Source organism: Pedobacter roseus, from assembly GCF_014395225.1.
GTDB classification, from domain to species: Bacteria; Bacteroidota; Bacteroidia; order Sphingobacteriales; family Sphingobacteriaceae; genus Pedobacter; species Pedobacter roseus.
Map to the genome: position 1 here is coordinate 712,512 of NZ_CP060723.1, position 14,584 is coordinate 727,095.

Consider the following 14,584-nt stretch of genomic DNA (forward strand, 5'->3'; position numbering starts at 1 on the left):
GTGTTGAAACTAAAAATTTAACGCTAACCATTTATGAACAGAATCTCCCGCATGTTAAGCGCAATGTTTACCATTGCCTTGCTATTTTTATTTACAGTAAATGCTTCAGCTCAAAAAATCTCTTTAAAAGATTTAACTGTTGAGCATTTAGTAAATCCTTTTAGTATTGATAATCCTAAACCCAGGTTTAGCTGGAAAATTATATCTACTGCAAAAAACACCAAACAGAGCAATTACGAAATCAGATTAGGTACCTCGCCAAAAATTGACAAAGTTTTATGGAAAACAGCTGTAAACAATGATCAATCGGTTCTGGTAGCTTACGATGGTCCTCAATTATCATCCAAAACAAAATATTACTGGCAGGTTAGGGTAAAAGATAATCATGGAAATACTTCTGCATGGTCGCCGGTGCAACATTTTCAAACGGGTTTAAAACCTGAAGACTGGAAAGCAAAATGGATCGCAGTAGAAGGAAAAGATACTTCACTGGCAAGCCCACTATTTAGAAAAGAATTTAACCTAAAAAAAGAAGTCCGCTCTGCAACTGCCTACATTACCGCAAAAGGTTTGTACGAGGCCAGCATCAATGGCGGGCGTGTGGGCGATGCTTATTTCGCACCGGGCTGGACCAGCTATAAAAACCACATTCAATATCAGGTTTACGAGCTGAAAAATACTTTGAAAAAAGGTGTCAATGTAATCGGTGTTTCACTGGGCGATGGCTGGTATAAAGGTCGTATCGGTTTTGGCTCACAAAAAGAGTTTTATGGCAATACAAGAGCTTTATTGCTGCAACTTGACGTGGAATATACCGATGGAAGCAAGGAAACCGTTGTATCTGATAATAGTTGGAAAACCAGTTACGGAGCGATAAGATCTTCCAACATCTACGATGGGGATACTTATGATGCCAGGTTAGAACAGAACGGCTGGAACAACATCAACTTTAAAGAAAATACCAATTGGAAACCTGTGCAGGAACTGGCCAACGGACCAGAAAAACTGGTAGGCATGAGCGGTCCGCAGGTGAGTAAACATGAGGAATTTAAAGCTTTAAAAATATTTAAAACACCATTGGGCGAAACTGTTGTCGATTTCGGGCAGAACCTGGTCGGCTGGGTAATGCTGAAAGTAAAAGGCGCGGCTGGTACAAAAATTACCATCAGCCATGCTGAAGTATTAACCAAAGAAGGAAATTTTTACACCACCAATCTTCGTACGGCCAAACAACAGAACAACTATATCCTAAAGGGAGAAACCGAGCAGGTATTCGAACCACATTTTTCTTTTCAGGGTTTCAGGTATGTAAAAATAGATGGTTATCCAGGGGAACTTAAACTGGAAAACCTGACCGCTGTAGCGGTTTATTCGGATATGAAAACAAGTGGGAAATTTAGCACTTCAAATCCTTTATTAAATCAATTGCAGCATAACATTTCCTGGGGCAGAAAGGAAATTTTGTTGATGTACCTACAGATTGTCCGCAAAGGGACGAACGTTTGGGCTGGACGGGTGATGCACAGGCATTTGCCTCAACAGCGGCCTACAATATGGATGTTGCTGGCTTTTTTACCAAATGGTTAAAAGATGTTTCTGCAGATCAGCTTCCTGGTGGTAGTGTGCCTTTTGTGGTTCCCAATGTGTTAAACCAAAACGATGCAGGTTCGGCAGGCTGGGCAGATGTAGCCACAATTATTCCATGGGACATGTATGTGATATATGGGGATAAAGGCCTGTTGGAAACCCAGTACGGCAGCATGAAAAAGTGGGTGGATTACATGTCTTCAAAATCCAAAAACAACCTTTGGAATACCGGTTTCCACTTTGGCGACTGGTTATTTTACCGCCCGAACGATGATAACGATGGCCGTGCTGCGGTGACGGATAAATACATGATTGCTCAAACGTTTTATGCGCACTCTACACAATTGCTTTTAAATGCAGCAAAAGTGTTGGGCAAAACCGAAGATATAGCGAAGTACAGCGATCTGTTAGCAAAAATAAAAGAAGCATACATTAAAGAAAACATGACGCCGAGCGGTAAATTGATTTCGAATACACAAACTGCTTATGTTCTGGCTTTACAATTTGATATGCTTCCCGAAAATTTACGTGCGCAGGCTGCACAAAGATTAGTTGATAATGTTAGGGACTACGGAAACCACCTTACTACAGGATTTTTAGGTACACCGTATCTTTGCCATGTATTAAGCCGCTTCGGGCATGAAGATGTAGCTTACGACCTGTTGATGCAAGAAAGTTACCCTTCATGGCTTTATCCGGTAAAAATGGGTGCTACCACTATCTGGGAGCGTTGGGATGGTATTAAACAGGATGGATCTTTCCAAACGGCAGATATGAATTCTTTTAACCACTATGCTTATGGGGCCATTGGAGATTGGATGTATAAAAATATTGCAGGAATCAATCCTGTAGCAGCACAACCGGGTTACAAAGCCATTTTAATTGCACCAAGACCAGGCGGAAAGCTGACCAATGCCTCGGCAGAACTGGAAACTGTTTACGGTACTGTTAAATCATCATGGATACTTGCTGATGGTGTGTTTAAACTGGATGTAACCGTTCCGGCAAATGCTACCGCTACCGTTATTTTGCCAAAAACCGATAAAAAAGAAGAAATAGGCTCTGGTAGCTATCATTTTGAATATAAATATTAATCGCTAATATTGCAGCGTTGTAAAAAGGACGCGAATGATCGTCATTCCTAACTTGATTGGGAATCTTAATGCGCTGAGTAGTAGGGTTCCCGCCTGCGCGGGAATGACGATTTATGTTAATGATGATAAAGCCTCTATGAGATGCGGCAAAAAATAAATGTACAGTAAAGAAGAATCAGCAAGGTTACGTCAACAGTTTTGGATCAGTTTCGGACAATACATGAAACCCGTTCCTTCAGCAAGTGGTTCTACCGTAAACTGGACAAACTATAAAACGGGGGTAAAGAATATCTTCTTTAAAATGGATGTTGATGGCAAAAAGGCTTTTATCAGCATCCAGCTTTCGCATCCCGATCCCGATATCAGGCACCTCATATTTGAACAGTTTGAAGAGTTTAAGCTCATGTTTAGCAATACTGTAAATGAAGAATGGGACTGGATCAAAGATGCAACTGATGATTTCGGGAAAACGGTTTCTTTAATTTCCATCAGTATCAGCGGCGTAAGTATATTTAACCAGCAGCATTGGCCAGAACTCATTTCCTTCTTTAAACCAAGGATAATTGCCCTGGACGAATTTTGGGACAATGTAAAACCTGTTTTCGAAGACCTGGTTTAATCCGTCAGGTTCAGTTGAGCGATTCTATCTTTCGTAAATCTGATTTCTTCCTTATCGTCCATTATACTTGGTTTGCTTTTTAAGTATAAATTATAGTATTTAAGTGCATTTTTCCCTTGTTTTAACCTGGTATCATAAAATACGGCCATACGGTAGTACAGGGTAGGAACGACTTTAAACTGAAGTCCTTTTTTATAAGCGGCATTTGCCAGGCTCAATTGATTGTTTTCTTCATAAACCAGTCCCAACAAAGAATAATAGCTGGAAGTGTTGGGAGAAATGGCTTCGTCAATGGTTTTCTTGGTATAAGCTGCAGCCTGCTCGTAATTTTTCAACGCCCGGTAACTGAGTGAGGTATAATATAAAGTAGCTTCGTTTTGCATGACTTGTAGTTCAAGCAGTTTAAAAAGATCTATTGCTTTCTGGTATTTCCTGGTATAATAATAGGCTTTGGCCACATCTTTTATAACTCCTGCATCGGCACCATCCTTCAATAATTTTTCTCCGGAGGCAATTACCTCTGCATATTTTTTAAGCTGATTGGCTATCGGGAGTTTTGCTCTTTGTAACACGAGGTTATCACTATCTCCCTTAATGGCTATATTAAGTACATCATAAGCCTTTTCATATTGCTGATAGGCAGAATGAACCTCAGCCAGGTCGGCGGCAACATCGCCCTCTAAAGGATTAATGCTGTTGGCTTTTAGCAGGTAAACGAGTTTCATTGAGTCTGTTGGCAATGTATAAAGATTAGCTAACAGTTTATAAACACTAAAATTATTACTGTCTATGTGCACAATTTCCCCATAATATTTTTTTGCCTTTTCACTATTCCCCCTTTTGTTATTGATGCTGCCCAAACTAAAAAGAATGGGAGGTTTTGTGGCTGTAGAATATAGGCTTTGCTATAAAAATTTTCTGCTTCAACGTTATTGCCCGCCATTAAAAAACAATAACCAATCTGGCTCAGGGTTTTAAAATCATTCAGTTCCTCACCATAAATACTTTTCAGGTACTGCGCAGCCTCGGCATAACGCTGTGATTGGTAAAAATCGAAAAGTTTTTCTTTATCTACCGCTGGCGCATTTTGGGCGAAAAGGGTAAGATTTAAACTGAAAAATGTCAATAACAAAAGCAGATTTTTCATAACCAGTAATTTTAAACTAAGTTATTAGTTGTTTTCGGTATTTCCAAATGTGTTGTTAAAAAATTGATAAAATCAAACAAAATAAATGCTAAAGCGTTTATACAGAATAGTTGAACTAAAATATAAGACCTATGAACACTTTAAAGAAGTATGAATTAATGGAGAAAATAGTGCGTGAATTGGAAGATTTACAAAACTCTCAACAAGCACTTATTCAAAAAATTGGAAAAATTGAAGTAGATAATATTGAACTTGGCGATGGTCGCCTTGAAAAAGATTTACCAGATATACATCAAAATTTAGCTGATAACTTAGATACTATATCAGGAATTTTAGATTACTTTGCAGGTAAAACACAAAACTTTGGTGATAAAAACAATGTTGAGGCTTTAAAAGAACAAGAAGCCATTAACAATGCCACCAGCTAAATTAACATAATATGAAATTTTTATCTTTAACCGTTGCATTTTTACTGGCAGGCCTATTTGCAAGTGCACAGGTATTGCCATCGTTCCAGCTGGGCATTAAAGCTGGTGCAAATTTTTCGAAATTTGATAGTGATAACACTTTTAGCAGTGAAAACCGGGCTGGTTTTTATGGCGGCCTTTGGGCTAGGGTAGGTGCTGCAGGCGTTTATTTCCAACCGGAACTTTATGTTTCTGGCAAAAAAGCAGATTTGGTAAGCGATGCAACAGGTGAGGTAAATAAAGTAAGATTTACAAGTTTGGATGTGCCTTTATTGGTGGGTACTAAATTTGGTGCTGCTGGTATCGGTGTACGTTTAAATACCGGACCTATGTTCTCATTAATTTTAGATGAGAACCAGAGTTTCAGTCAGGCAGCAGGAAGTGTATTCCGTGCCGATTTCAAAAACCAAGCACTGGCATGGCAGTTTGGTGCAGGACTTGACATTAAAAAATTAAGTTTTGATGCACGTTATGAACTGGGATTATCTAAAATCAATAAAGCAGGATATCCGGGTACCAAGTTAAACTTGTTTACAGTTGGCTTGGGATATAGAATTCTGTAATAGCAATTTACAAAATTGAAAGGTGTTCATTTAAAAAATGGGCACCTTTTTTTATGTCTTAAATTTTCCTGTCTGTATCATTTCCGCTCAACGCGCAAAAAAAATAATTATAGATTTTGAAGATAAAATTTGCTTTTATAAAATTGTTGTTTACATTTGTATCGTAAACGATATAATCGTTAGCGATACAAATAAAAAAATATAATATGAAAACGTTGTACGAAACAAGCGCTACAGTAACTGGCGGACGTAATGGAAAAATAACAAGCGAAAATGGTGTTTTAGAACTGGAAGTGAGAATGCCAAAAGAACTGGGTGGTACCGGTGATGGATATACCAATCCTGAACAGCTTTTTGCTGGTGGATACGCAGCTTGCTTTGATAGTGCATTAAACTTGATTATGCATCAGGATAAGGTTAAAACTGAAGAGCCATCTACGGTTAAAGCAAACGTTTCGCTGCACCCGGATGGAAACGGTGGCTTCAAGTTAGGGGTTTCTTTACAGGTACATATTCCAGGAATCGAGACTACGCAGGCTCAGCAATTGGTAGAGAAAGCACATACGATATGCCCATACTCAAATGCTACCCGTGGAAACATTGATGTTAAATTGGAAGTTATTTAATTATTGAATTCAACAATTGCGTAAAATCGTCATTGCGAAGTATGAAGCAATGACGATTTTATATAGGATTATGCTATTGGTAAAATTTCGGAGAAAATGATTTACTTAGCTGAATATTTTATTGATAAAGAAAAACAGTGCGATGGAATTAGATGAGTCTTTAAAACTTGAAAATCAATTGTGTTTTCCCCTTTATGCTGCTTCAAGGTTGGTAACCAAATGTTATCAGCCCGTGCTTGATACGCTGGGTATAACTTATCCGCAATATCTGGTATTGATGGTATTATGGGAAACCGATTCGGTTAGCCTCAGTCTGCTTTCTGAGAAATTAATGCTGCAATCGAACACTTTAACTCCTTTGCTTAAACGCATGCAGGAAACCGGACTTGTAGAACGCGTGAGGTCATTAAAAGATGAAAGAAGTATTGTGATATCGCTTACTGAGAAAGGATTGGCATTGAAGGAAAAAGCGCCGGTTTTAAGGGCCCAGCTTGGTGATCATCTGGGGATAAACCTTGAAGAAATCATTCAATTGAAAACCCTGCTTGATAAACTGATCAAAAACCTGGCAGTATAAATAAGTCTTACTGATTAAAAAACTGAACTTAGTCTTCTGTTTCCGGTTCAACTTCAGTTAGCTCGTAAGCAAAAGATCCGTTTTTTGGGATAATGGGAGTGGCCCTGCCAACGCTCAATGCTTTTATAAATGAAGCGCCGAAATAGAATATCAATGAAGAGTAGAATACGAAAAGCATAATCACGATAATTGATCCTGCTGATCCGTAAATATTACTGATATTGCTCAGTGGCAATAAAATCCTTAAAATATACTTTCCTGCAGTAAACAGGCATCCGGTCAACAGTCCGCCAGAAATGGCTGCCCTCCAGCTAGGCCTTCCGTTGGTTAAATACCTGAATAAGATGGTAAACCATGTGGTTACAATCAGCACAAATACAAGTTGATTAATGACAGAGGTTAAAATCAAACCCACTGATGGTGCCCCATTCTTCAAATAAGCGCCAATGTAAGCCTGAACACTATCGGCCAATAATCCAATAAAAAACAATACTCCCGCCAACAGGATAATGGTAACCGATATGGCCCTTGATTTGAGGGTATTGATGATGCCTTTTTTATCCTTCTGACCAATATTCCAGATCTGCTCTAAAGAGTTTTTGATCACATTGAACAAAGTAGTAGCTACAAAAAGGAAAAATATAAAACTGAACAGCGTAACGTACCAGGCCTGATCGATACCACGGATATTTCTTAAAGTTGTTCTGATCTGGGTAATGCTTTCATTGTCGAGTATACTGGCCAGGCGTTCGAATAGGTGTGTAGCCAATAATCGTCTATCAGTAAACATCCCGAAGAGTCTGATTAGGATAATTAAGATTGGGGGCAGGGCAAAATTGGTAAAAAAAGCAGTTGCACCAGCCAGGCGTAAAGGATCATTTTGTTGAAATAAATTAAATGCATTCTTTACGGTTGAGAAAAAGAACTTCAGATCTTCTGTTATCGATGGCATTACTCCTGCGTTAAACTCAAAAGGCCGAAATTAGTAAAAATACTTTTATTCAGCCTTTTTTATGATTGTAAAGATTTTAGTTCGTTTTGGTAAAAATCAATAGTGTTTTATCGCCATTCAGGAGATAAAGTTTATTCTCTTTTACCTTGGCTCCATTTACCTGATTTAGTGCATGAAGGTAAGAACGTTCTGCTGCATCAGTTTCCTGACAGAACATTCGGGTACCGAAAACATTTTTAACTGTTATCTTATTATCCGCAATCTCCGCCTGGCCACCATAGCTGTTACAGAATGATTTTCCACTTATTTTTAAGCTGTCGGCAAAGTTTAGGCTTGCTTTTGCAGATGCAGGCAAAGTTAAACCCGGTAGTTCTGTTAGTTCCCATTTGGTATTATTAAAGCTTGCAGGATCTAATTTCTCTTTACACGAACTCAATAATAAGAGCAGCATTCCGCAGAAGATAAGTTGTTTCATGATAATAAGGTTTAATGATTTTGTTATTACCATCAAAAACTAAACCAATAAAACAGCAATAAACTGTTGGCTGACCGATACTTAGTTTTTCTTTTTCAGAAATTCGGTTTTTAACACTAAAACGGTTCCGTTTACTTTACCTTCAATGGCTTTCGGATCGTCGGTTAAACGGATATTTTTAACAGCGGTACCTTGTTTAATATCGCTGGCCATTCCTTTAACTTTTAAGGTTTTGATTACGGTAACCGAATCTCCTTCGTTTAAAATATTGCCGTTGCTGTCTTTAGTTTCCATGTTTTTCGATTTTTGGCGAAATTAGGATTTATAACCGGATAATTTAGGCTTGTTTTTCAATCTTCATCCAATAGTGCTGTATGCCATGGTAATCAAAAGTAGCAATCTGTTTTAAACCAATTTTTTTTAGCACATGGATTGAGCCGAGGTTGCTGATATTTGCTATGCCGATAATTTCGTTAAGCTTGAGTTCATTAAAACCATAATCTCTTACGGCTATGGCTGCTTCTGTAGCATAACCCTTACCCCAAAAACGTTTGCTGAACCGGTAGCCGAGATCGTAATAATTATTATGGTTATTGGTGAGTTCTGTAATCAATTTTAATCCAGCCCAACCCACAAAATTGCCGGTCGATTTCTCAATCACAGCCCACCTGCCGATCCCGTTTTCGATATATTGTTTCCTTATAAACTCAATATCGGCTTTGCTTTGTTCTATGGATTGAACAGGTTTATTGCCCAAAAAAAGGTGAACTTCAGGATCGCCATCCATCTCAAACATACCTGCTGCATCTTCAGGTAACAGCTCCCGCAATATTAAACGTTCCGTTTCGGCAAAAATCTTCATATCGTTGTGTCTTGTGTATCAAAATTAAGATAATTTGGGGAAGGATGGAAGATGTAATATGTATCATGGAATGGGTTCTGCGGTGACCTTCGAAATCAGCGGGAGACCATTAGGTTTTTGTTTCCGCAGATTTAAGGAGACTTGCACAGATGGTAAAGGATGGAAGAGGAAAAATGTATGATGGATGATGGAATTCTAACTATTTAGCCGAAGTGCCTATTCTTTGTGATCTGTGGCAGAGAATCATTTAATTAAACTGCCTTTGTAACTATTGGTGTGTCTGGCTTTCTTTTTAAGATCAGCGCGGCCACGAATGAAATCAAAATACCTACGGGTAAAATTTCCATATAAGTAAATAAAATCACCATTACTGGATTTTTATATAACTCCTTACCTGAAGCCAATTCTTTAGCCTTTTTAGCAAGTTCTGTTGCAGATGCTCCACTTTCTTTGGCTTCTCTTATTGCCTGAGCAACATACCTGTCCATAAAATCAGGAATAAAGACATAAAAATCGATCAGCCATACCACAACATATATACTTGATGCAATCAAACTGATCAATAGCCCGATTTTTAGCGCTTTACCAAAGGTAATTGATCCATCGTTGTACTTATCACGGTAATTTTTAATTCCTACAAAAATGAAAGAGAAAGCTAAGACCATGGAAGCATAACCGATAAGCATGCTGTGTTCAAGGTTCGGGTCGTTATAACATCTCGATATTGAAATTATCATTAATACCGATACGATTAAACCGGCAATTAGTCCAAATACAATTACATTCTTTTTCATGTCTGATTTTTTTATTGGTTTAGACCACAAAATTGCTTGGATTAATTTTTTTCACCTTCATACTTTAGGGTGAATTTCTGAAAACCGGCTTTTTTAATACTAAAGTACCAATATAATCAAGCAATTAGGCTAAGTTTTTTGGCAGCTTCTATAGCCTGTGTTCGGCGTTTCACTTCTAATTTTTCGAAAAGCCTGGCATTATGCGTTTTGATAGTGTTCAATGAAACAAACAAGCGCTCTGCTATCTCCTGATTGCTCAATCCTTCCGATATCAATTGTAAAACTTCCAGTTCTCTTTTGCTGATATTTAGCCTGGTTAGTGCTGATTCGTTAAGAATGAACTTTTCAGGCTGCTCAATAAAAACCTGTTTCTCGATCAGTATGGTTTTGGGTTTGGTTAATTTTAAGGCCAGCCAAGTGCCTAAAGCAGTAAAAATTATAGCGATTGAACCTGCATAAATTTCGAAGGCATGATTGATGATAAGAAAACGGAGCTCTAACCACTTCAATAAAAAAAGTAATACCGCAAGGAACACCCCATATAAGATTATACTTTTATTTTTAGTAAGAAAGTTTGTTGAGCCCGGCATTGGATGATCGTTTAATCAAAAATAGGAAATTTAGTTTTAAGTCGGGAGGGTGAAAGTGCAACGGTTAGGTTAATGAAGGAAGAGTGTAAGATGGAAAATGTAAGACGGATGATGGATTTTACATTTAACTCTGTGTCTTCTGTGCCTTTTCTTTGTGATCTCTGTGGTAAAAAAATGAGGGATTACAATGAGTACTATTATCTACATCGTGGTTAAAAAACACGTCCAATAACCCGCAAATTAATTTTTTGAACGAAAGCCGTAATTTTCTGGTGACTTTAATCACAGAAAAGCGATAAAGATTATAAATTAGCAAAAAAATAAATAGCTGTACCTATGAAAATTACGCTTTATGCACTCTTTCTTTCCGTTGTTTTATTTGGCTGCGGAGGCAATTCAGAAAAAACTTTTAAAGCACGCGCATTTTCGGCGAGTGATGATTTTAACGTATTTCCAAAATCAACAAAAGACATATTAACCATCGTAAAAACCGATTCAGGGAAAATAGCCGCTGCTGATCGTTTCGCCATTAATACCAGAGATACCACCATTACCATTGATGATGCGCCTAATGCTGAAACAAAGAAATTTAAGGTTGCTTCTTTCATCAATACACAAAAAACAGCAGTTTTAGTTCAGAGTGACAATGGAAAAGATAAAATGAGCCCTTTTTATATTATTTATGTAAACGGCGGTAAAACGGAAGTGGTGAGTTTGAACAAGCCATCAAAAGGGCCTGAGGATCAAAAATATACCAATGGTTTAGAAGAATTAACCAGAAGTAATCTGTTGGTCAACAACGATTTCTTTATCACCACAATTAACTCAAGGGTATATCCCATCAAACGTCAAAAAGAAGATGAGCGCATCCAGGGAAAATTCTTTATGTACTCGAGCGATAAAACCACATTGGCATTTTTAACGGCTAATGCTTTATACCAGGTAAATACCAAAACCGGTGAAACCTTTAACCTGCCTTTGCCTGCATCATTAACCAGTCAGCCTGAAACCCTTGTAGGAAATATTCAAAGAGATTATACCTGGGTGCCAAATGAGCATGGAACATCTTTTTTAAAGAAAAATGCTGATGACGACCGCATCGTTGACATTAAAGAATTTAAACACTAAGTATTTAAACGTGAAGACCCGTGGTAGGTATCCTTACGAACCACTCCACATCATTTAATTTTAATCAGCCAGGATTAAACCACCATTGTTCTAAAGGTGAGGTTTATTCTTGGCTGATTTACTTTTTTAGTAGGAGGCAGGCGGTGCAGCCAGTTCGTTTGCGTTTCATCTTTCATCACCAGCAAGCTGCCGTGCTCTAAAAATAAAGTAACCGTTTCTTTGCTCTGCTTGTGTTTGAAGAGAAATCTCCTTTCGGCGCCAAAACTTAAAGATGCAATGGCCGAATCTTTCGCCAGAGCTTTTTCATCATCACTGTGGTAAGCCATGCCTTCATCTCCGTTATGATATAAATTTAGTAAACAAGAGTTGTACGTTACGCCCGTTTGTTCTTCCGAAATTCTTTTAAGTTCAATCAGTTCTCTTGTCCATGGTAAAGCTGTTTTAGATTTATTAGAATAGGTGTAAGAATAGGATTCATCCCCATACCAGGCCACTTTTCTTTTGGTGATAATGTGTTTGCCCATAATAAAAGCTTCATCATTTTTCCACTCAACGGTATTCATCAATACATCGAAATAGTGATCTGCTTCTTGTTGTGAAAATAATTTTGCGAAATAATTTACCGTTCCATCATACGGAAGCAGGTTTTGGTCGGTATTTATTGCTGTATTAAATAAATCTAATGTTTGTATGTTGTTTTTAGCCATTTTTATCCTTGATTAATTTTTGCCGCTTCCCATCCAATTATTGCTGTTTTTCTGTTCACCCCCCAATGGTACCCACCTAAAGCCCCACTGGTTTGAATTACCCTATGACAAGGAATTAAAAAAGCTACCGGATTATCGCCAATGGCTGTGCCAACCGCTCTCGATGCATTAGGATTTTGAAGTTGTTTAGCAATGCTACCATAAGTGCTTAGTTTACCCATCGGGATTTTGAGCAGGGCTTCCCATACTTTTAACTGAAAATCTGTGCCTTTCAGATGCAGTTTAATCTGGTGTAATTTGCTCCAATCGTGATTAAAGATGTATAATGCATTTTGTTGCTCTTTGTCTAGTATCAGTTGGTATTTAGCAGCCGGAAACTGACGTTGAAGATTGTTGAAAGCAAGCTTTTCATCATCATAAAAAGCAATGTGGCATATCCCTTTCGGAGTACTGGCTACAATAATATTTCCAAACGGACTTTCCGCAAAACTGTAATTGATATGGAGGTTTTCGCCGCCATTTTTATATTCCCCAGGCGTCATACCTTCAATATTTACAAAGAGATCATGCAACCTGCCCGTGCCTGATAAGCCTGTTTCTAAGGCCGTATCAAATAAACTGTGATTTTCCTTCAGCATTTCTTTAGCATAACCAATGCTGATGTACTGTAAAAAACGTTTCGGCGTGGTACCAGCCCATTCGCTAAACAACCTTTGAAAATGAAAAGGACTTAAATTTACTTTTTCTGCAATTTCTTCCAAACCAGGCTGCGCTTTAAAATTAGCTTTAATATAACTAATCGCTTCAGCTATCCTGTTAAAATTGATTTCTTCTTGTGCTTTCATGGTATTGAATAATTTATATCCAAAAGTAGTATGGAAAGAAAAGGTAAGCTACCCGAAACTTGCTCAGTTTAATTTAGCCAAAACATTCAAAAACATAATTGATTAGCATCTTTTATCATTAAGCAGTTAAGATCATTAAAGAATTTTGCGAGATGTCAGTCTTGTCGAACTATATTTCTTCAATAATCGATTGCCCTTCCGATTGATCTCCTGAAGTCCATCTCCATGTTTCATGAAGCCTGATTTTACCATTTGCCAATTGTTCTGGCTTCGAGTTACAAATTCCGGTCATAAGTTCGCCTTTGTCGTTTACCTGCTGGTAACGCATATCGATATGGCCATTTTCATCAACTATTCCGATTAAATTCCCACAGACAATCTTACCTCCGGCATATTCAGAAGTCAGGATATTTCCGGTTTGTTTATATTTAAAGATAGTTTCACCAGAAGTCTCTCCATTTTCGGTATTACTAACCGGCCTGAAGCACTTGTTATCGTAGTTTATCATAATTGATAAAACTAAACATCTCGTCAGGAATAAAAAAATCAAAACGTTATGCGAGCCATAGATTTTCTTCTCTTTTCACTATCAATATTTTTTCATCCTTTAAAGCCAGGTAACCATACTCATAGCAGAAAATATAACAATTTCCATTTTGAGTTTCGTAATAGTAAGTATGGTAATCAAAATTAAAACCTGCTGATAACAGCTTTTTACGGCTGATCTTTGCTTTACCATTCGGGTTAAATTGTGCGAGGATGGTACGGTTCTTTTTTAAAATACTGTTAATCCGCCTAAGCACCAGATTATCCTCGGTTTTTAAGTGGTTGTTATAATTGTTGCGACAAGAATCGTCGCAGAATTTTTTGTCGGTTCTACCTTTAATTGGGGTTCCGCAATCTAAACATAAGCGTTCCATAATAATATATTTTTTTTTATTATGGGATGATGATCTAAAAATATAAAATAAAATGATTGAAAGAAAAAAATATAAACCTCATCTGAAGTCCGAAATGCACATTATCCGTGTATAAACGTTTATAAACGACTATAAGCGCTTACCATCCGACTAATTTTTCATGTTGTTTGCAATTTTGTTCAGTCGGTTGTCGTGGTGGCAACTGTTCTTTAAATATTTAGAAACTTAATTTTTAGAAATCATGGAAAGTGCCATTAACAAAGTAGTATTGAGTGGGTTTGCAGGAGCAGATGCAGAAGTGAAAACAGTTATGAATCAAAAATTAGCGAAGGTTAACCTGGCTGTAAATGAATCTTATAAAAACTCTTCTGGTGAGGAAATCAAAAAGGTACAATGGTTTAATTTAACTTTTTGGAATGCGAAAGCGGACATTGCTGAAGCGCAGATCAAAAAGGGTACTGGCTTGACAATAGAAGGAAGATTGCAGACCAACACTTATGATGCGAAGGATGGAACAAAGCGTTACAGTTTTGATATTATTGTAAGCGAGGTGACCATAAGGGAGAATGAGAAACAGAACGCCGTTTAAGTAATGCTCTACCGCATCCTGTAAAGTTCTGGTTTACAGGTG

Annotated in this window: 21 protein-coding genes; 9 read left to right on the forward strand and 12 right to left on the reverse strand. The window is 37.7% G+C overall.

Going from position 1 to position 14,584, the window contains the following annotated elements; translation table 11 throughout:
• Nucleotides 1–33 precede the first annotated feature (33 nt).
• The 3 genes from H9L23_RS26490 to H9L23_RS03150 all read left to right on the forward strand — a co-directional run bounded on the left by H9L23_RS26490 (nucleotide 34) and on the right by H9L23_RS03150 (nucleotide 3,300).
• Nucleotides 34–1,587 carry a family 78 glycoside hydrolase catalytic domain gene (locus H9L23_RS26490; RefSeq protein WP_246474830.1) on the forward strand — a complete coding sequence of 518 codons (1,554 nt, stop codon included), beginning with the start codon at nucleotides 34–36 and terminating at the stop codon, nucleotides 1,585–1,587.
• Nucleotides 1,503–2,681 (forward strand): alpha-L-rhamnosidase-related protein, encoded by a 1,179-nt coding sequence (locus H9L23_RS26495; protein ID WP_246474831.1) that lies wholly within the window; start codon nucleotides 1,503–1,505, stop codon nucleotides 2,679–2,681. Before H9L23_RS26490 ends, H9L23_RS26495 begins: the two co-directional genes overlap by 85 nt.
• 157 nt (nucleotides 2,682–2,838) lie before the next feature.
• The gene (locus H9L23_RS03150; RefSeq protein ID WP_187593632.1) at nucleotides 2,839–3,300 is read left to right on the forward strand and encodes a DUF4268 domain-containing protein; all 462 of its coding nucleotides are present in this window, start codon (nucleotides 2,839–2,841) and stop codon (nucleotides 3,298–3,300) included.
• Here the strand turns inward: H9L23_RS03150 and H9L23_RS03155 are convergent.
• Both H9L23_RS03155 and H9L23_RS03160 read right to left on the reverse strand, forming a co-directional pair.
• A complete protein-coding gene (locus H9L23_RS03155; RefSeq protein WP_223191035.1) occupies nucleotides 3,297–4,040 on the reverse strand; it encodes a tetratricopeptide repeat protein in 744 nt (247 codons plus the stop codon). The genes H9L23_RS03150 and H9L23_RS03155 overlap by 4 nt on opposite strands.
• 47 nt (nucleotides 4,041–4,087) lie before the next feature.
• Nucleotides 4,088–4,447: a hypothetical protein gene (locus H9L23_RS03160; protein WP_187593634.1), complete on the reverse strand. Its 360-nt coding sequence runs from the start codon at nucleotides 4,445–4,447 to the stop codon at nucleotides 4,088–4,090.
• A 131-nt stretch (nucleotides 4,448–4,578) separates the two neighbouring features.
• On the opposite strand from H9L23_RS03160, the gene H9L23_RS03165 reads away from it, so the two are divergent.
• The 4 genes from H9L23_RS03165 (at nucleotide 4,579) to H9L23_RS03180 (ending at nucleotide 6,680) form a co-directional block, all read left to right on the forward strand.
• A complete protein-coding gene (locus H9L23_RS03165; protein WP_025144565.1) occupies nucleotides 4,579–4,875 on the forward strand; it encodes a hypothetical protein in 297 nt (98 codons plus the stop codon).
• Between the two features lie 11 nt (nucleotides 4,876–4,886).
• Entirely contained in the window at nucleotides 4,887–5,477 is a 591-nt protein-coding gene (locus H9L23_RS03170) for a porin family protein (protein WP_187593635.1), read from the forward strand.
• Nucleotides 5,478–5,683: 206 nt separating this feature from the next.
• Nucleotides 5,684–6,103, forward strand: a complete 420-nt coding sequence (locus tag H9L23_RS03175) for an organic hydroperoxide resistance protein (RefSeq protein WP_187593636.1) — start codon at nucleotides 5,684–5,686, stop codon at nucleotides 6,101–6,103.
• A gap of 142 nt (nucleotides 6,104–6,245) precedes the next feature.
• Complete coding sequence (locus H9L23_RS03180) at nucleotides 6,246–6,680, forward strand: MarR family winged helix-turn-helix transcriptional regulator (protein WP_187593637.1); 435 nt, start codon at nucleotides 6,246–6,248, stop codon at nucleotides 6,678–6,680.
• 28 nt (nucleotides 6,681–6,708) lie between these two features.
• On the opposite strand, the gene H9L23_RS03185 is transcribed toward H9L23_RS03180, so the two are convergent.
• From H9L23_RS03185 to H9L23_RS03210, 6 genes are all read right to left on the reverse strand, one after another.
• Nucleotides 6,709–7,632, reverse strand: a complete 924-nt coding sequence (locus tag H9L23_RS03185; RefSeq protein WP_187593638.1) for a YihY/virulence factor BrkB family protein — start codon at nucleotides 7,630–7,632, stop codon at nucleotides 6,709–6,711.
• Between the two features lie 76 nt (nucleotides 7,633–7,708).
• A complete protein-coding gene (locus tag H9L23_RS03190) occupies nucleotides 7,709–8,107 on the reverse strand; it encodes an META domain-containing protein (protein ID WP_187593639.1) in 399 nt (132 codons plus the stop codon).
• An 81-nt stretch (nucleotides 8,108–8,188) separates the two neighbouring features.
• Nucleotides 8,189–8,401 carry an alkylphosphonate utilization protein gene (locus tag H9L23_RS03195; protein WP_025144571.1) on the reverse strand — a complete coding sequence of 71 codons (213 nt, stop codon included), beginning with the start codon at nucleotides 8,399–8,401 and terminating at the stop codon, nucleotides 8,189–8,191.
• Between the two features lie 43 nt (nucleotides 8,402–8,444).
• Entirely contained in the window at nucleotides 8,445–8,969 is a 525-nt protein-coding gene (locus H9L23_RS03200) for a GNAT family N-acetyltransferase (RefSeq protein ID WP_187593640.1), read from the reverse strand.
• A gap of 251 nt (nucleotides 8,970–9,220) precedes the next feature.
• Nucleotides 9,221–9,763, reverse strand: a complete 543-nt coding sequence (locus H9L23_RS03205; RefSeq protein WP_187593641.1) for a DUF4199 domain-containing protein — start codon at nucleotides 9,761–9,763, stop codon at nucleotides 9,221–9,223.
• Between the two features lie 116 nt (nucleotides 9,764–9,879).
• A complete protein-coding gene (locus H9L23_RS03210) occupies nucleotides 9,880–10,272 on the reverse strand; it encodes a response regulator transcription factor (RefSeq protein WP_246474832.1) in 393 nt (130 codons plus the stop codon).
• A gap of 417 nt (nucleotides 10,273–10,689) precedes the next feature.
• Between H9L23_RS03210 and H9L23_RS03215 the strand changes: the two genes are divergently transcribed.
• A complete protein-coding gene (locus H9L23_RS03215; RefSeq protein ID WP_187593643.1) occupies nucleotides 10,690–11,481 on the forward strand; it encodes a hypothetical protein in 792 nt (263 codons plus the stop codon).
• A 74-nt stretch (nucleotides 11,482–11,555) separates the two neighbouring features.
• Here H9L23_RS03215 and H9L23_RS03220 read toward each other — a convergent pair whose 3' ends face one another.
• The 4 genes from H9L23_RS03220 to H9L23_RS03235 all read right to left on the reverse strand — a co-directional run bounded on the left by H9L23_RS03220 (nucleotide 11,556) and on the right by H9L23_RS03235 (nucleotide 13,953).
• The gene (locus H9L23_RS03220) at nucleotides 11,556–12,188 is read right to left on the reverse strand and encodes an alpha-ketoglutarate-dependent dioxygenase AlkB family protein (protein ID WP_187593644.1); all 633 of its coding nucleotides are present in this window, start codon (nucleotides 12,186–12,188) and stop codon (nucleotides 11,556–11,558) included.
• Between the two features lie 2 nt (nucleotides 12,189–12,190).
• Nucleotides 12,191–13,033 (reverse strand): methylated-DNA--[protein]-cysteine S-methyltransferase, encoded by an 843-nt coding sequence (locus H9L23_RS03225; protein ID WP_187593645.1) that lies wholly within the window; start codon nucleotides 13,031–13,033, stop codon nucleotides 12,191–12,193.
• A 169-nt stretch (nucleotides 13,034–13,202) separates the two neighbouring features.
• Complete coding sequence (locus H9L23_RS03230; protein ID WP_187593646.1) at nucleotides 13,203–13,541, reverse strand: n-acetylglutamate synthase; 339 nt, start codon at nucleotides 13,539–13,541, stop codon at nucleotides 13,203–13,205.
• A gap of 46 nt (nucleotides 13,542–13,587) precedes the next feature.
• Nucleotides 13,588–13,953: a DUF2116 family Zn-ribbon domain-containing protein gene (locus H9L23_RS03235; protein WP_187593647.1), complete on the reverse strand. Its 366-nt coding sequence runs from the start codon at nucleotides 13,951–13,953 to the stop codon at nucleotides 13,588–13,590.
• Nucleotides 13,954–14,194: 241 nt separating this feature from the next.
• Here H9L23_RS03235 and H9L23_RS03240 point away from each other — a divergent pair, with 241 nt between their 5' ends.
• Entirely contained in the window at nucleotides 14,195–14,542 is a 348-nt protein-coding gene (locus H9L23_RS03240; RefSeq protein WP_187593648.1) for a single-stranded DNA-binding protein, read from the forward strand.
• Nucleotides 14,543–14,584: the final 42 nt, after the last annotated feature.